The organism is Collinsella aerofaciens, from assembly GCF_040915425.1.
GTDB classification, from domain to species: domain Bacteria; phylum Actinomycetota; class Coriobacteriia; order Coriobacteriales; family Coriobacteriaceae; genus Collinsella; species Collinsella aerofaciens_BW.
The window spans coordinates 1-15,431 of the sequence record NZ_JBCPDN010000054.1 but is presented as its reverse complement, the minus strand read 5'-3'; the positions used below and the strand labels follow the sequence as shown (position 1 = coordinate 15,431).

Annotated in this window: 12 protein-coding genes; 1 reads left to right on the top strand and 11 read right to left on the bottom strand. The window is 59.5% G+C overall.

Going from position 1 to position 15,431, the window contains the following annotated elements:
- The 10 genes from uxaC to AB5164_RS07825 all read right to left on the bottom strand — a co-directional run.
- Window positions 1–1,078, bottom strand: a 1,078-nt coding sequence (gene uxaC, locus AB5164_RS07870; RefSeq protein WP_368147952.1) for a glucuronate isomerase, incomplete at its 3' end; no start/stop codon positions are given.
- Between the two features lie 460 nt (window positions 1,079–1,538).
- Entirely contained in the window at window positions 1,539–2,618 is a 1,080-nt protein-coding gene (locus AB5164_RS07865; RefSeq protein ID WP_055309672.1) for a substrate-binding domain-containing protein, read from the bottom strand.
- A gap of 144 nt (window positions 2,619–2,762) precedes the next feature.
- Window positions 2,763–2,963 carry a hypothetical protein gene (locus AB5164_RS07860; RefSeq protein WP_195520953.1) on the bottom strand — a complete coding sequence of 67 codons (201 nt, stop codon included), beginning with the start codon at window positions 2,961–2,963 and terminating at the stop codon, window positions 2,763–2,765.
- A 205-nt stretch (window positions 2,964–3,168) separates the two neighbouring features.
- Window positions 3,169–5,496 (bottom strand): ferrous iron transporter B, encoded by a 2,328-nt coding sequence (feoB, locus tag AB5164_RS07855; RefSeq protein WP_368142397.1) that lies wholly within the window; start codon window positions 5,494–5,496, stop codon window positions 3,169–3,171.
- Between the two features lie 123 nt (window positions 5,497–5,619).
- Window positions 5,620–5,841, bottom strand: a complete 222-nt coding sequence (locus tag AB5164_RS07850) for a FeoA family protein (protein ID WP_006234774.1) — start codon at window positions 5,839–5,841, stop codon at window positions 5,620–5,622.
- Window positions 5,842–5,881: 40 nt separating this feature from the next.
- On the bottom strand, window positions 5,882–6,124 hold the full coding sequence (locus tag AB5164_RS07845) for a FeoA family protein (RefSeq protein ID WP_040358815.1): 243 nt from the start codon (window positions 6,122–6,124) through the stop codon (window positions 5,882–5,884).
- A 188-nt stretch (window positions 6,125–6,312) separates the two neighbouring features.
- Window positions 6,313–6,561: an HPr family phosphocarrier protein gene (locus tag AB5164_RS07840; protein ID WP_368142398.1), complete on the bottom strand. Its 249-nt coding sequence runs from the start codon at window positions 6,559–6,561 to the stop codon at window positions 6,313–6,315.
- Between the two features lie 421 nt (window positions 6,562–6,982).
- On the bottom strand, window positions 6,983–8,446 hold the full coding sequence (locus tag AB5164_RS07835) for an amino acid permease (RefSeq protein WP_196031474.1): 1,464 nt from the start codon (window positions 8,444–8,446) through the stop codon (window positions 6,983–6,985).
- A gap of 153 nt (window positions 8,447–8,599) precedes the next feature.
- Window positions 8,600–9,055: a NanQ anomerase/TabA/YiaL family protein gene (locus AB5164_RS07830; protein ID WP_138339703.1), complete on the bottom strand. Its 456-nt coding sequence runs from the start codon at window positions 9,053–9,055 to the stop codon at window positions 8,600–8,602.
- A gap of 3 nt (window positions 9,056–9,058) precedes the next feature.
- Complete coding sequence (locus tag AB5164_RS07825; protein WP_368142399.1) at window positions 9,059–12,067, bottom strand: glycoside hydrolase family 2 TIM barrel-domain containing protein; 3,009 nt, start codon at window positions 12,065–12,067, stop codon at window positions 9,059–9,061.
- Window positions 12,068–12,443: 376 nt separating this feature from the next.
- Between AB5164_RS07825 and AB5164_RS07820 the strand changes: the two genes are divergently transcribed.
- Window positions 12,444–13,460 (top strand): LacI family DNA-binding transcriptional regulator, encoded by a 1,017-nt coding sequence (locus AB5164_RS07820; RefSeq protein ID WP_368142400.1) that lies wholly within the window; start codon window positions 12,444–12,446, stop codon window positions 13,458–13,460.
- A 119-nt stretch (window positions 13,461–13,579) separates the two neighbouring features.
- Here AB5164_RS07820 and aspS read toward each other — a convergent pair whose 3' ends face one another.
- A complete protein-coding gene (gene aspS, locus AB5164_RS07815; protein WP_368142401.1) occupies window positions 13,580–15,367 on the bottom strand; it encodes an aspartate--tRNA ligase in 1,788 nt (595 codons plus the stop codon).
- Between the last annotated feature and the right edge of the window lie 64 nt (window positions 15,368–15,431).

Sequence of the window (15,431 nt, the reverse complement as noted above, 5' to 3'; positions counted from 1 at the left end):
TCATGGTGTTATCGATGGGGTTCAGGCTGTACAGGATGGTCTTGGGCAGGCCGCAGGTCTCCTGGATGGAGTTGAGGAAATCGGCGAGCTGGTCGGACGGCGTGTAGTTGGAGATGCAGTCGTAGCCGGTGTCGGGACCGAGCTTGGCGAACATGGCGCGGTTGTTGTCGCGCTTGCAGCCAAAGTGCAGCTGCATGGCCCAGCCCAGACGGACATACTCGCCGGCAACGAACTGCATAAAGGCAGTCTTGTACTTGAGGACCTCTTCCTCGGTAAGCGGCTCGGCAGCCAGACCCTTGGCAAAGATAGCCTCGATCTCGTCGGCGGTAGCCGGGACGTACATAACGTAGTCGAGTGCGTGGTCGGAGGCGCGGCAGCCCAGCTCGTGAGCAACGTCGTAGCGCTTGGAAATGGCAGCCTTCATGCCCTCAAAGTCGCTGACCTCAACGCCGGCAACCTCGGAAAGGTGCTTGCAGTAGTCGGCAAACTCCTGGCCGCGCTCGATGCGCAAAGCGGCATCGGGGCGCATGGCGGGAACGACCTGAACGTCAAAGCTGTCGTCGGCGGCAATCTTCTTGTGCCACTCAAAGCTGTCGGCGGGGTCGTCGGTAGTGCAGATCATGCGGACGTTGGACTGCTTGATCAGGTTACGGCAGGTAAAGCTAGCCTCAGCGAGCTTGGCGTTGGCAAGGTCCCAGACCTCCTGGGCAGTCTTGCCGTTGAGGACGCCCTCGTAGCCAAAGTAGCGCTTAAGCTCCAGGTGGCTCCACTCAAAGACGGGGTTGCCAACGCAGCGACCCAGGGTCTCGGCCCACTTTTGGAACTTCTCGCGAGCAGGGGCGTCGCCAGTGATAAAACGCTCGTCGACGCCGTTGGCACGCATCAGGCGCCACTTGTAGTGGTCGCCGCCCAGCCAAACCTCGGTGATGTTCTCGAAACGCTTGTCCTCCCAAATCTCCTTAGGAGAAATGTGGCAGTGATAGTCGACGATGGGCATGCCCTCGGCAAAGTTGTGGAACAGCTCCTCGCCGGTCTTGGTGCTCAGCAGGAAATCCTGATCGTCCATGAAGTTTTTCATCAAACAACCCCTTTGTTTGCGGAGCGGGCGCACAATACGCTCGTCATCCTCTAGGTGAACGTTCACCATACTAATCCATTACGACTCAAAAGGTGAACGTTCACCTAACAACCATGGGGTGAACGGTAGGTTTTGCCCGTTCAACGGTTGCCGGAGCTGTGACTTGCATGCATTGCGGACCGGTTGGCGTCCCCGAACACCGAACTTGAGCGCTTTTGCTCAGGTGGGTCATGTCCCGACGTACATTTTTGGGAGTATTCAGCATTGGAGCGCGCCGTGCGCCATCCTCAGCGTCCTATTTGGAACGCAGATAGCGCCCGATCGGCATAAAAAGTGCCCCCGATGGCAAATTACGCCATCGGGGGCACTTAAAACAGTCGTTCTGCACCTCATTCAGGGCATGCCAATGCTGAATACTCCCAAAAATGCACGTCGCAAGAGGGGGTACCTGCTCAATCGGCTAAATACCCGCAAGTTCGCAGTAGCGGTCGACATTGCTGGCAAATACCATCTCGACGGCACCCTTCTGGACGGGCACCGTCGGGGTCCTTCCCCACAGCAGATAATCGCCCAGCGTCTTAGCGCCGCGATATGCCAGGCTCGTCGGGTCCTTATAGACAATATTGGTAAAGATACCGCGGCGCAAGGCCAGAGCACTTTCGGGAAACAGGTCGTTGCCGATCACCATGACCTGACCGGCCTTGCCGGTCGAGACGAGCGCGTCGGCAACCACTTCGGAACCAACGGCAAAAACGCTACAGATAAGTTCGGGGGCGTCCGGCGCACTCAAGCGCTTTTCGAGCTCATGCTCGAGTTGTTTGACTTGCGCATGGGCACCTGCAAGATCCTCAACCTGCCATGGAATATCACGTTCGCGCAGGTAATTGTGGAAGGCGCGGGCGGTTAGATAGTGCGAATCGGTATATGGGTCGCCTGTCAAAAGGAGCACGCGGGCGTCGGCCCCAGAAGCATGGACCAGGTTTGCCGCCTGCTCGGCCATAAGGCTGCCTGCCGTCGAATAATCGGCCAAGCTCGCACCCAAACGATTCAAATGCGGACGGTCGCCGTCGACAAGCTCAATCGTCACGCCCGCCTCGGCGATCTGCCCCAAAAGCTCAGTCGCACGATCGTCGCCCGGCGCATAGGCGAGCAAGCCATCAATCTTCTCGCCCACCTGCAGACGCTCGTCGATTTGCTCGAGTGCATCAGCGTAGCCGCCCACGCCAAATTCAACGCGCTCAACCGTAATGCCCCGGTCGATGACCTCCTGTTCAAAGCGATTGCAGCCTTCCCACAGGTAACGGAAAAAGTACGCTCCCTCGCGCGATGCGCGGGGCAGGCAAAACACCAGATTGATATCCTTGCGGCGCAGGCTTGAGGCACTTGTGTTGCGGTGATAGCCCATGGCCTCGGCCTTAGCGTTCACCTTGGCGCGCACGGATTCGCTCACGCCGGCCTTTCCCGTCAGAGCCTTGTGCACGGTATTGATGGAAACGCCAAGCTCGGCGGCTATGTCCTTCATGGTTACGCGAGCGCTCATGCGGTTACTCCGTTATAGATAAGTTGCCAATTAATAGTCCAGTTAACGATACCCCAAAAATACTCTTCGACTCGCCGTGCTCTCCCTCAAATGCACAAAGCGCCCCGCGAACGGATGCCCGCGGAGCGCTTGGATGTCCGGACCTTATTTGATACCGCGGCCCAAGTCTTCGGCGATTTTGTCCACGCCCTTAAGTGCGGCGCACGTCTTTTTGTTGGAGCAATGCCCGGTGCAAACGCCACCCTGAGCGCAGTCGGCGCAGGTGCCCTTGCGGTAGATGCGCACGCACACGGCGACAAACGCAATACCGATAACAGCCAGTACAACAACATCGATAGGTGCCATAGCAAGCCTCCTCTAGTTAACCATCACTTACTTTACCCCATTCTCCACCTACCAAATAGGGACAGGTTTATTTTGGTCGGTTTTATCTGCGGAAACGCCACATCTTACTTCTGGAGCAAAGCAATCTGTCCCCCCATTGCGTCAAAAAGCCCGAGTGTCACTAAGACACCCGGGCTCGTGGAAAGGGGTTGATCCTTATTCGGACTTAGGCGGAAACTGCAGCGGAAGCAGTGTTGGTCTCGTCCTCGTCGGTCCAAGCGTGCTTGGGCATAGGACGGAAAATCTGGAAGAGCATCGCGACCAGCAGCACGATAGCCACAACCGTCCAGAAGCCAAACTGCCCAAGGACAAGCAGGTTATAGAACTGGTTGATGAACAGGCCGATCACCCAAGCGAAGGCGCACTCGTAGCCGAGGGCAATCGCGGTCCACTTGCCGGAATTCATCTGGTTGCGGATGGTACCCATAGCGGCAAAGCACGGAGCGCACAGCAGGTTGAACGCGCCGAAGGCAACGCAGGCGCCCATGGTGGGGAACATGCCGGCAAACGCGGTCCACAGGCTCGGGTCGGTCTCGCCCGCGTCGGCGACGGACAGCAGCGAGCCGGCGGTGGCGACAACGTTCTCCTTGGCGACGAGGCCAGAGACAGTCAGCGCGGTTGCCTGCCAGGTGCTAAAGCCGAGCGGGGCGAAAATCCAAGCGACCAGGTTGCCCAGCATGGCGAGCACGGAGTAGTCCATGAACTCCTCGGGGATGCCGTCCATCGCAGGCAGGAAGCCAAAGGAGCCGTTGTAGCTACCAAAGTTGGAGAGGAACCACACCACGACGGTAGAGGCGAAGATGATCGTGCCGGCCTTCTTGATAAAGGCCCAGCAGCGCTCCCACACGTGCAGCGCCCAAGAGCGGATCGCCGGGAAGTGGTAGGCAGGAAGCTCCATAACGAACGGCGTCGGGCGGCCGGCGAAGAGCTTGGTCTTCTTGAGCATGAGGCCCGAAGCAATGACGGCAAAGACGCCCAGGAAGTAGAAGAGCGGGCTGATCCACGCGGCGGTGGTGGAAGAATCGCCGATGATGGAACCCATGAGCAGGGCGATGATCGGCAGCTTAGCGCCACAGGGAATGAACGTGGTGGTCATGACCGTCATGCGGCGGTCCTTCTCGTTCTCGATGGTCTTGGTAGCCATGACGCCGGGGACGCCGCAGCCCGAGGACACGAGCATGGGGATGAAGGACTTACCGGACAGGCCAAAGCGGCGGAACACGCGGTCCATGATGAAGGCGACGCGGGCCATGTAGCCGCAGTCCTCCAGGAAGGACAGCATGACGAACAGCAGGAACATCTGCGGCACAAAGCCGAAGATGGCGCCCAGGCCGCCGACGATGCCGTCGCAGACCAGCGAATCGACCAGGCCACCGTCCTCGGTGCCACCCGCCACAAGTGCGTCGTGGACCATGGTGGTAATACCCGGGACATAGGGGCCGTACTGCGCCGGGTCGACCGAGTCGGCATTGTCGCCCGCAGCCTCGACGGCCGCGTCGTAGGCGTCGCGGCCCTGACCGAGCACGTACCAACCGTCGGTACCGAAGAGCTGGTCGTTGGTGAAGTCGGTCACCGTGCCGCCCAGAGTGGAGACGGCGATGTAGTACACGCAGAACATGATGACCACAAAGATCGGCAGGCCCAGGATACGGTTGGTAACCACGCGGTCGATCTTCTCGGAGGTGCTCATCTTGGCCGGAGCCTTGATGAGGCACTCGTCGATGATGTGGGCGATCACGCCGTAGCGCTCACCGGTGATGATGGACTCGGCATCGTCATCGCAGTCCTGCTCGCACTGAGCGACCAGCTGCTCCACGCGAGCAGCCTTCTCCTTAGTGAGGTTGATGAGCCTGCAGGCGTCCGCGTCGCGCTCAAACAGCTTGACAGCGTAGTAGCGACGCTTGTTGGCGGAAACGCTCGCCGGCAGGTTGTTTTCGATGTGGTCCAGAACGTCCTCGATGGAGGAATCGAACTTATGCTCCGGCACCTGGCCCTTAGAAGCAGCGGACTTCTTGACCTGCTCGAAGAGCTCCTTGATGCCCTTGTTCTTAAGAGCCGAGATCATCATGACCGGACAACCGAGCTTCTTGGAGAGCTTGTCCGTGTCGATCTTGTCGCCGTTCTTCTCGACCAGATCGGCCATGTTGAGGGCAACGACCACAGGCAGGCCGGTCTCGATGACCTGAAGCGCCAGGTACAGGTTGCGCTCCAGGTTGGTGGCATCGACCACCTGAACGACAACATCGGGCTCGCCGCTCATGAGGTAATCGCGCGAGCATTGCTCCTCGGGGCTGTAAGGGGAAAGCGAGTAGATGCCAGGGAGGTCCGTGATGGTAACGTTCTTGTCGCTTAGGAGCTTGGCTTCCTTTTTCTCAACCGTGACGCCGGGCCAGTTGCCAACGTAGCCGTTGGCGCCGGTAATCAGGTTGAAAAGCGTGGTCTTGCCGCAGTTGGGGTTACCCGCCAGCGCGACATGGATCTGAGAATCCGCCATTCAATCCTTCTTCCTTGTTTGCCCGCGCTGCTTTCTCCGCGCAGGCTGGATAATGTGCTTCAAAGATGCTGCATTAAGTTAGAAAAACCTAACTTTATCTGCAGAAATATGCGGCGCGAGTCCTTACTGAACCTCGACGACGGCGGCCTCCTCCTTGCGGATGGAAAGCTCGTAGCCGCGCACGTTGATCTCGACCGGATCACCGAGCGGTGCAACCTTCACGACCTTGAACGAAGTGCCCTTGATGAGCCCCAGGTCCATAAGGTGGCGGCGAAGCGCACCCTCACCGTGAAGCTTGACGATGGTGGAGCTCTCGCCCACCTTAACGTCACCCAACGTCTTCATTTACTTGTCCCCCTTTCAGTACGTACAGAAATACCGTCGACTAACCGACGGTCATGATGTGCATGGCAACCTTGGAATCGATACCAAAGCGTGCGCCCAGCACCGTGACGATAATATTGGCGCCACTCGAGCTCACCACGTGGATCTCGCTGCCCTCGACAAAGCCGAGGTCCTTGAGGTGGTGCTTCATATCCTCATTGCCCTTTACACGAGACACGCGCACGGTTTCGCCCGCTTTTACCATCGAAAGCGGCATTGCCGGCATCTGCGGTCCGCAAGACATGAGTGGCTCCTAACGTCAGTTCGTCCTTCACATCGACGCAGCAAAAGTTAACCACGCCTATGTTCGCTTTAGTAAACTAACACGTGGTTAACTTTTTGGAAAGGGTCCCCATTCAGATTTCGAAAAAGTTTCCCATACGAAACAAAAGGGCGCGGCAAAGGACCATCCTTTACCACGCCCTGTCATGCTTAAAGCGAGAGATTTCTGATCGACGTGACGCAGGAGGCCTCATCCACGCCCGAGACGCGGAAGATGATGTCCTCGCCGCACTCGCCGCAGAGTGCCATGAGCCCTATAACGTCGCGGCCATCCGTGTGGCGATCGCCGATACTGACTGACACGTCGCTACGATGCTTGGCAATGATGTCATAGAGCAGCGCAACCGGGCGGGCATGTAATCCCAACGGATCTTTAATCGTCTTTGTAAACTCGACCATGTCCCCTCCCGCGGCATCGCACATTCGGCCGGCAAACCCAGCCACGTGGTAGTTATTGTAGCGTTAGATGCTTGTCGAGGACCCCTCCGGATACCCCGTGGTCAAAAAGTGGCAAATATGAGTACTGTCACCAATTTAGTAGCAGCAAAATCGAGAGCAAATTGCCTACTTTGAGCGATTCGAAGAGGTTGAAAGCCGTCAAACGCCCTTTAAGGGGGGTTAGATAGATTGATTTTGAGCCCATTTTCGCTCAGAACAGGCCAAAAAATATGACACCTCTTTTGCAACAGTACTCATATTTGGCATTTTTGCCCACAGGGTCCAAAATCCATGTCCCAAAACACAAAAGGAGGGGCCTCGTAAGGCCCCTCCTTAGGAAAGGGAATCGATTTATTCCACAGCCGTAGATTAATCCTAGCCGCTACTCCATCATGTCGAGGACGGAGGGGCGAAGCTCGTTCTCAGCAGCCTCGGGATCGGTTTCGCGCAGGCGGTTGATGTAGCGGTTGTACCACATCACGGCAAGGCCCAGGAAGACAACCACGCCGCCGACGTTGTAGACCAGCGTCAGCCACAGAGGCTGATCGAGCGGAATGGTGCCGCAGATAAGCACGAAGCAGAAGACCACAAGCAGGAATGCAGCAATGACCAGGCCAAAGGTGCGCGAACCCATGCGGAAGCCACGGGGAGCAGCGTCGAAGTTCTTGCGCAACATAAAGTAGGCAAGCAAGATCAGCAGCGGCGGGAGCAGAGCGGTGGCAGCCGTCATGTTGGTGACGATCATGAGCAGGTCGTCGAGGTTACCGGAGCCCAGGGCCGGGATGATCAGGATGGGGACGACGATGGCGAACTGCAGCCAGGCAGCGCGGGCAGGAATGCCGTGCTCGTTGAGCTCGACGATCTTGCTACCAAAGACGCCCTTGGGGATCTCGGTGAAGAACACCTTGATGGGAGCGGAGGTCCACATCATGAGGGAGCCCAGCGTGGCGGCGAGAAGGATCAAGCCGATGGCGCGCGTAGACACTTCCATGGGAATGCCAAAGTGGGCAAAGACAGCGCCGAATACGTCGAAGATACCGGTGGAGATGGCAACGCCGCCCTCGGGGATGAACAGGTTAACCAGCAGCGAAGCGCCTGCATACAGAAGGCCGATGGTCAGGCCGGCGATAACGACGGTGCGCACGAAGGCCTTGACGCCACCCTTAAGGTCGTTAAGGAACACGCCGACAGACTCAGCGCCGCCAACGCCCTGGATGATCCAGGCAAGCGTACCGAAGAAGCCCCACGCAGTTGCGAAGTTGCTCATGTCGGGAGCCATGTTAGCGGGAGTAGGAGCCGTAGCGAACTCAACGCCGCCAAAGGCAGCAGCCAGGGACAGCAGGATGAACACGGCGGTCAGGCCGAGAGCCGCGGTCGAACCGAAGGAGGAAATGGAGCCGATCCACTTAGCGCCCTTGGTCGAAACCCACGTGGCGATAGCAAAGACGACGATCTCGATAATGGTGATCCACAGCTGCGAAAGCTCGGCGTTGGCACCAAAGAACACGTAGCTCGCGTAGATGATGACGTTGGGCAGGACGGACGCAAAGAAGAACAGGTTAACAAACCAGTAGCTAAATGCCGTCAGGAACGCCCAGCGACCACCCATCGAGGTCTTAACCCATGCGTACACGCCAGACTCGGAGTCCTTGTTGAGGCCGACGAACTCGGCGGTAACCAGGGTATAGGGGACAAAGTACAAAAGCGTGGCGAAGAAGAACGACGGCGCAGCTGCCAAGCCGATGGCCGCGTTGTTGTTGATGATGTTCTTGATACCGAACACGGCGGCGACCGTCATGCCCAGCAGAGCGAACGAACCAATCGTTCCTCGTTTTTCAGAGCTCATAAGCCCTCCCAATCATCTGTTAAATGTCATCTAAAACCGTCCGAGCTGCAAGTGCAAACACGGATGGCGCACCTGCTAAGGGGAATGGGGAAAAGGGAGTCAACAAAGCCATCCCCCTTAACGGCGCGAAGCAAACGTCCAGGCGGACGAATACTACTTGTTGGGGAAGGAATAACCTTCGACTGTCACGTGCAGTACCACGACGCGGGGATCCGCGGCATCGGCCACGACACGGTAGGCCTCGTCAATTTCGACGACGGCAACGCCGCCGGCGGGAATCGTCACGGTCTCCCCCGTACCCTCAAAGCGCTCGCGATCATCGATATCGCTGTAGGCGCGCGTACAGGTAAGATCGGCCTTGGAAGCCACCTCAACGGTCAGATTGCCGTCGAGCGGGGCGAGCACGGCATGGTAGCGACGGTGACCGACCAGATCGGCAGTAGCCGCCTCGTGGGCGTTCACCCACCAATACACCAGCGAGTCGCCGATAGAGTACGCCACATCGTGCTGCAGTTCAGAAACGCCGTCGAGTGCCTGACCGGTACGCATCCACTTCTTGACGGACTTCATCTGGGCGTCGAAATCGGCACGCGAGTTAAAGACATGCATGACTTATGCCTCCTTAATGGGTGCCAGCGCCTGAGCCAAATCGGCAGACGTCAGCGGTCGCAGGGACACCTCAAAGCTGAAGCTCTCAAAACGGGTGCGATAGGAATCGAGCACCTCGGAACCCCAAGAGTTCGAGCCAAGGCCGAGCAGCCGGTCGTTGATGTTGACCGTAACCGTGTCGCCCGGGACAAGATCGTAGACATGCTTGGCGTTATCGATAGCCTCGCAGCTATAGGGCCATGCGGAGAACGAGAACGGGTTGGAAGCGGCGTCGGCTGGACGAGTCACCAGCACGCCGTCGCCGTGGCTAGAGCGCAGGGCAACCCAGCGGGTACCCTCGCGGTTGGCGCAGTCCTGAGGCATAACGTAGGGCGTGAACATGTCGTCGACCGTAGTGCGGTAATGACCGACTGGGTTGGCGCGCAGCGAGTCCGGATAGTTCTCGCCCGGGCCGTGGCCATACCACTCGACGGCACGATCACAACCGGGAACCTCGAAGGAGATGCCGATGCGCGGGATAATGTCTGAATAGTCGCCGTAGGGCTCACCGGAAACCTTGAGGTCGACGCGACCGCTCGGAAGCACGGTGTAGACGAGCTCGACGCGCATGCCGAACGCGCGGACGGGAGGAGCGATACGCTGGCTCACGGTAACGACGACCGCATTGCCGTCCTGCTTCCAAGAAACCTTGCGGGTAGACGTCTGCATCACATCGATGAAGTTGTCCTTCCACAGGGAGTCATACTCCTGGGCGTGGTTATCGACGAGCGGATGCCAAAAACCAACCTGGGGACCGGAGGTCATGACGTCGCGGCCGGATGCCTTCCACTCGCTCACGGTACCGTTAACCTTGCTGAAGGTTAGCTCGCCGTTGAGGGAGCGAATGCGAATCTCCTGCTCGGTCTCCTCGACCGTAAGCTCAGGACGAGTGGGGGGCGCGATGGCCGGCGCCGGATGGTTTGCGATGGCAAACTGGCTTGCACCCAGCTGGAACATCGGCTCGCACCAGGCGTGAGCAGCCATGGTGTAGGCGTGCACGGTCAGCAGGGTCTCGCCCACCGCGGCCTCGCGAATCATCAGCGGAAGCTGGACGGACTCGCCGGGGGCAACCGCGCCGGGCACGAGCGTCTTGCGGCAGACCACATCGCCGTCCACCAGGGTCTCGGCCGACAGGCAAACATCATCGAGGGTGGTAAACCAACGCTTGTTGGTGACGGTCAGTTCGCCTGCCTCGGCGTCATAAGCCATGCGGACCGGGCAGATGACCTGGCCGTACTCGGTAAGGCCCGGGCTCGGCTGCTGCCAAGGGAACACCATGCCATCGATGCAAAAGTTGCTGTTGTTGGGGTAATCGCCGTTGTCGCCGCCATACATGTCGTAGGCAACGCCGTCCTCGGTCACAGCAGCCAGGCCGTGGTCGCACCATTCCCAAATAAACTGACCTTGGATGCAATCCCAGCGATCGAAGACCTCCTGGTACTCGGACAGGCCTCCGGGACCATTACCCATGGAGTGGCCGTACTCGCAGTTGATGCGCGGCTTGGGGAACGGATGCTCGCCAAAGTCGTTCATCTGCGACACGCGGGAGTACATGGTGGAAATGACGTCGACGGTATCGGCGTTGCGATCCTCCTCGTAGTGGACCGGACGACCGTCGAGCTCGTGAGCTTTGGCGTACATCGCGCGGATGTTGCAGCCATAGCCGCTCTCGTTGCCCATCGACCACATGATGATGCATGCGTGGTTGCGCTCCTGCATCACCAGGCGCTCAACACGGTCAACGTAAGCCGGCTCCCAGGCAGGGTCGTCGGTGACCAGGGCAATATTGCCGATATTCTCGAAGCCGTGGCTCTCCATATCGGTCTCGGCGACCAGCATGATGCCGTACTCGTCGCATAGCTCGTAGAAGCGCGGGTCGTTGGCGTAGTGGGACGTGCGCACCGCGTTGATGTTGTGCTGCTTCATGAGCTCCAGGTCGCGGCGCATGCGCTCGAGGCCCACGGCGCGGCCCTTGTGATCGTCGTGATCGTGGCGGTTGACGCCATGCATCTTAAAGTAGGTGCCGTTGAGGTAGATATGATTGCCCTCGACCGTCACCTCGGCAAGGCCCTGACGATGTGGCACGTACTCGCTGACCTCGTCGCCGTCGTAGACCTCAAACGTCAGGTCATAGAGGAAGGGGTCCTCGGGGTTCCAGAAGTGGGCATCGGCAACGCTGCACTCGGCATGACCGTCGACGAACTCACCCGTAGCGACCACATTCTGGCCATCGCTGAGCGTATACACAACGCGGCTTGCGCCCTCGGCAACCGTATCGAGCGTAATCAGAGCGGCATCGCCCTCGCGGTGCGTGCGGAACCTAAAGTCGACCAGATGCGCGGCGGGACGCTGCATAAGGTACACATCGCGGAAGATACCCGATGCCCACCACATGTCCTGGTCCTCGATGTAGCTACCATCGCTGTACTGCAGAACCTTGACCGCAAACAGGTTGTCGCCCTCGACGAGCGCGTCGGTCACGTCAAACTCGGCGGACAGGCGCGAACCCTTGGTCATGCCGATAAACTTGCCGTTGACATACAGCTCGCCGTAGCTCTCGATACCGTCGAAGCGAATAATCTCGCGAGCGCCGGCAGGCACGGCAGGAAGGTTGACGATGCGCTGGTAGACGCCCGTGGGGTCGTCGGAGGGAACAAACGGCTGATCCACCGGGAACGGGAAGCCCTCGTCGGTATAGGCGAGATTGCCATAGCCGTCTACCTGCCACAGGTGCGGAACCTCCACGTGATCCCACTCGGGCTCGTACGTGCAAAGCGCCTTGTTGGAGACGGCCGCGGGGCCCTCAAAAAGGCGGAACTGCCACGAGCCGGACAGCTGGACAAATCCGTGCGACAGCTCGCGGCTGTACGTAGCGGCGAGATCGGCGGTCTCATAACCCATAAAGTACGCATGGGGTGCCAGGCGGTTCCTGTGGGTGAGCGCTTGGTTTTCCCAATCGTTAATGGCGTCCATGGTGATGCTCCTTCGTCATCGTAGTGCTTCTTTGTGCAACCGGTTGTCCTTATCTTACGGGCGGTACAAAAATCTGTGCAACCGGTTGTCCGCTGAACGGTCGATTTTGCCGGATTAACGGTGCAACCGGTTGTACAACCATGCTATTTATGTCACCCTAAGCTTAGGCACACAGCACAGGGCATCGTTCTTGAGCTCACAGGCAACTGTCGCGCCTACCTATGTCTCGCCCATACATGCCGTGCTCAGTCGCAGTTTGATTGCAAAACGACACCGGTCACCGGATACCATGAACGCCGTTCACGCGCGCTATAGTAATCTGTATCCGCATTAGCCTTTATCGATAGCCCACCGATCCAATTGCACAGGAGACGCCATGACCCAACCAGCACGCACCGCACCCACGCTTGCCGAGGTTGCTGAAGCTGCCGGCGTATCGCGCTCCACAGCATCGCGAGCACTCAACGATTCGCCCCGCATTAGCGAGGAGACCAAAAAACGCGTCCGCGCAGCTGCCAAGGAAGTCAATTTTGTACCCAACGCACGCGGCCGGGCGCTCGCCGTCGGGCGCACGGAAATTATCGCCGTACTGGTTACCGAGCCTTTGAGCGAGCTGTTTAGCGATCCCACCTACAGTGAGTTTTTAAGCGGTATTACCGAGGAACTTTCGGAGTCGTCTTACCTGCCCGTGATCTTGCAGGCATCTTCCTCGCATGAGCGCAATCGCGCACGCGAGCATTTTGAGCGCCGCTCGTTTGACGCCGTCATCGACGTCTCGCCCTACAAGGGCAGTGAGCTGCTCGAGGTGCTGCGCGAGCTGGGCGTGCCCACTGTGTTATGCGGCCAGCTCGAGGGCCATCCCTATCGCGACGTGTTCTCGACGGTCTACTCCGACGACGAAGAGGGCGGACGCTTTGCGGCGCTCGCTATGAAAGATCGCGGACGCAAGGACATCGTTGCCGTGCTGGGGCCGCAGGATAACCCCGCCGTCGTCGACCGCCTTCGCGGCTACCGTGCAATTTTGGGCGAAAGCCTTCCGGATGAAAATGTCATCTATACCGGATGGAGCAGCGGAGACGGCTACCAAGCCACGCGGCAGCTGCTCGCGCGCGCAATACATGCCGACGGCGTGCTGTGCGGATCGGACCGTATCGCAACCGGCGTTATCGCCGCATTCAACGAAGCGGGAATTAGCGTACCCAAAGACGTTTCGGTCGTGGGCTTCGATGACCACGAGGTCGCAGCTCGCATCGTCCCCGCGTTGACGACCATTCGTCAGCCGCTTCGCGAAGAAGGCCGCATGGCCGCAGGCATTGCGCTCGACATGATCAACGGCGCCGCGCCCACCACCACTGTCATGCACATGCAGCTCGTTCAGAGAGACTCACTGTAGGAAACTGGGCCGGGCTTTCCGCGACGTCCGGTCACCCCATGCCCTCACAACCTCGACGCATAAAAAACGAGGGAAGGCACGCGTCCTTCCCTCGTTGCAGGCAATATGTAGCCGCTCGCCTACATCAGGCGCAGGCTGACGTCCTTGAGCTGGGCGCCGCTAACGGCACTCGGAGCGCCCGACATGAGGTCGGAGCCGCTGGCCGTCTTGGGGAACGCCATGACGTCGCGGATGGAGTCGGAACCGGTGAGCAGCATGCACACGCGGTCCAGGCCCAAAGCGAAACCGCCCATCGGGGGCGCACCAAACTTGAGCGCCTCCATGAGGAAGCCGAACTGCGACTCGGCGCGCTCCTCGGTAAAGCCCAGGAGCTTGAGCATGGACATCTGCATCTCGGCGTTGTGGATACGCATACCGCCGCCGCCGGCCTCAAAGCCGTCCATAACAAAGTCGTAGGTGCAGGAACCGGCTGCCAACGGGTCGGCCTCGATCTTGGCGATGTCGGTCTCGGTCGGCAGGGTAAAGGGCTGGTGCTCGGCAGCATAGGCCTTGCGATCCTCGTCCCAATGGAACAGCGGGAAGTTGACGACCCACAGGAAGTCGTGGCCCTCGCGCTTGATCTCGAGTGCGTTGGCCATGTGGGAACGCATGCCGCCCAGGATCTCGTCAGAGAGCAGGCGCGGGCCGGCGGCGAACATCACGAGGTCGCCAGGCTCGACGTCCATGCGCTCGCGCAGAGCCGCCATCTCCTCGTCCGAGAAGAACTTGACGATGGGGCTGTTGATGGAGCCGTCCTCGCGGAAGGCGATCCAGGCCAGGCCCTTGGCGCCAAACGTGGAGGCCACGCCGGCGAGCTTATCGATCTTGGCACGTGCCCAGGCACCGGCGCCCTTGGCGCTGATGGCCTTGACGACAGAGCCTTCCTCGTTTGCGGCGGTCGCAAAGACCTTGAACTTGGAGTTGGCAAAGATGTCGGTCAGGTCGACCAGGTGCATGCCATAGCGGGTATCGGGCTTGTCGGAGCCATAGGTGTCCATGGCCTCCCAGTAGTCCATGCGACGCAGCGGCGTGGGCATCTCGACACCCATGCGACCGAAGGCATCGGACAGGACTTCTTCGAGCGCGCTCATAACGTCGTTCTGGTCCACGAAGGACATCTCGATATCGACCTGGGTGAACTCGGGCTGACGGTCGGCACGCAAGTCCTCGTCACGGAAGCACTTGGCAACCTGGTAGTAGCGCTCGACGCCACCGACCATGAGCAGCTGCTTCAGGAGCTGCGGGGACTGCGGCAGGGCGTAGAAGTTACCCGGCTGGATACGGCTGGGAACGATGAAGTCGCGGGCGCCCTCGGGCGTGGACTTAAACAGGGAGGGCGTCTCGACCTCCATGAACTCGCGGTTGTGCAGCGCCTCGCGAATGGCAAAGGTGAAGTCGGAGCGCAGCTTGAGGTTGGCCATCATCTCGGGACGGCGGAGGTCCAGATAGCGATAGCGCAGACGGGTGTCCTCGCTGGTCTCGATGCCGTCCTCGATCTGGAACGGCGGGGTGACGGACGTGTTGAGCACCTCGGCGTGGTCGGTCAGGACCTCAATCTCGCCGGTCGCGAGCTTAGTGTTGGTGGTCTCCTCGCCACGGGCGCGCACGACGCCGTGAATCTTGATGGGCCACTCGGGACGCATGGTCTCGGCGATCTTAAAGGCGTCGCCGTCGGAGTGCTCGGGGTCGAAGGTAAGCTGCGTGATGCCCTCGCGGTCGCGAAGGTCGCAGAAGATAAGGCCGCCGTGGTCGCGGCGACGGCTCACCCAACCGGTGAGGGTGACCTCTTCGCCCACGTTCTCGAAGCGAAGCTCGCCGCAGGTACGGGTGTGCATGGAATGCTCATCGATGGGACGGGTCTGGCTCATACCAGTGATCCTCCTTTATGGATCTGTGCCGCCCCGTGTCGTTCCGGGCGGCGTCGTACAGATT

Bases quoted from the DNA above. Each gene is read 5' to 3' on its own strand.
- AB5164_RS07865 (WP_055309672.1), bottom strand. From the start codon at position 2,618: ATGAGCGCTCGCGTAACCATGAAGGACATAGCCGCCGAGCTTGGCGTT.
- AB5164_RS07860 (WP_195520953.1), bottom strand. From the start codon at position 2,963: ATGGCACCTATCGATGTTGTTGTACTGGCTGTTATCGGTATTGCGTTT.
- feoB (WP_368142397.1), bottom strand. From the start codon at position 5,496: ATGGCGGATTCTCAGATCCATGTCGCGCTGGCGGGTAACCCCAACTGC.
- AB5164_RS07850 (WP_006234774.1), bottom strand. From the start codon at position 5,841: ATGAAGACGTTGGGTGACGTTAAGGTGGGCGAGAGCTCCACCATCGTC.
- AB5164_RS07845 (WP_040358815.1), bottom strand. From the start codon at position 6,124: ATGTCTTGCGGACCGCAGATGCCGGCAATGCCGCTTTCGATGGTAAAA.
- AB5164_RS07840 (WP_368142398.1), bottom strand. From the start codon at position 6,561: ATGGTCGAGTTTACAAAGACGATTAAAGATCCGTTGGGATTACATGCC.
- AB5164_RS07835 (WP_196031474.1), bottom strand. From the start codon at position 8,446: ATGAGCTCTGAAAAACGAGGAACGATTGGTTCGTTCGCTCTGCTGGGC.
- AB5164_RS07830 (WP_138339703.1), bottom strand. From the start codon at position 9,055: ATGCATGTCTTTAACTCGCGTGCCGATTTCGACGCCCAGATGAAGTCC.
- AB5164_RS07825 (WP_368142399.1), bottom strand. From the start codon at position 12,067: ATGGACGCCATTAACGATTGGGAAAACCAAGCGCTCACCCACAGGAAC.
- AB5164_RS07820 (WP_368142400.1), top strand. From the start codon at position 12,444: ATGACCCAACCAGCACGCACCGCACCCACGCTTGCCGAGGTTGCTGAA.
- aspS (WP_368142401.1), bottom strand. From the start codon at position 15,367: ATGAGCCAGACCCGTCCCATCGATGAGCATTCCATGCACACCCGTACC.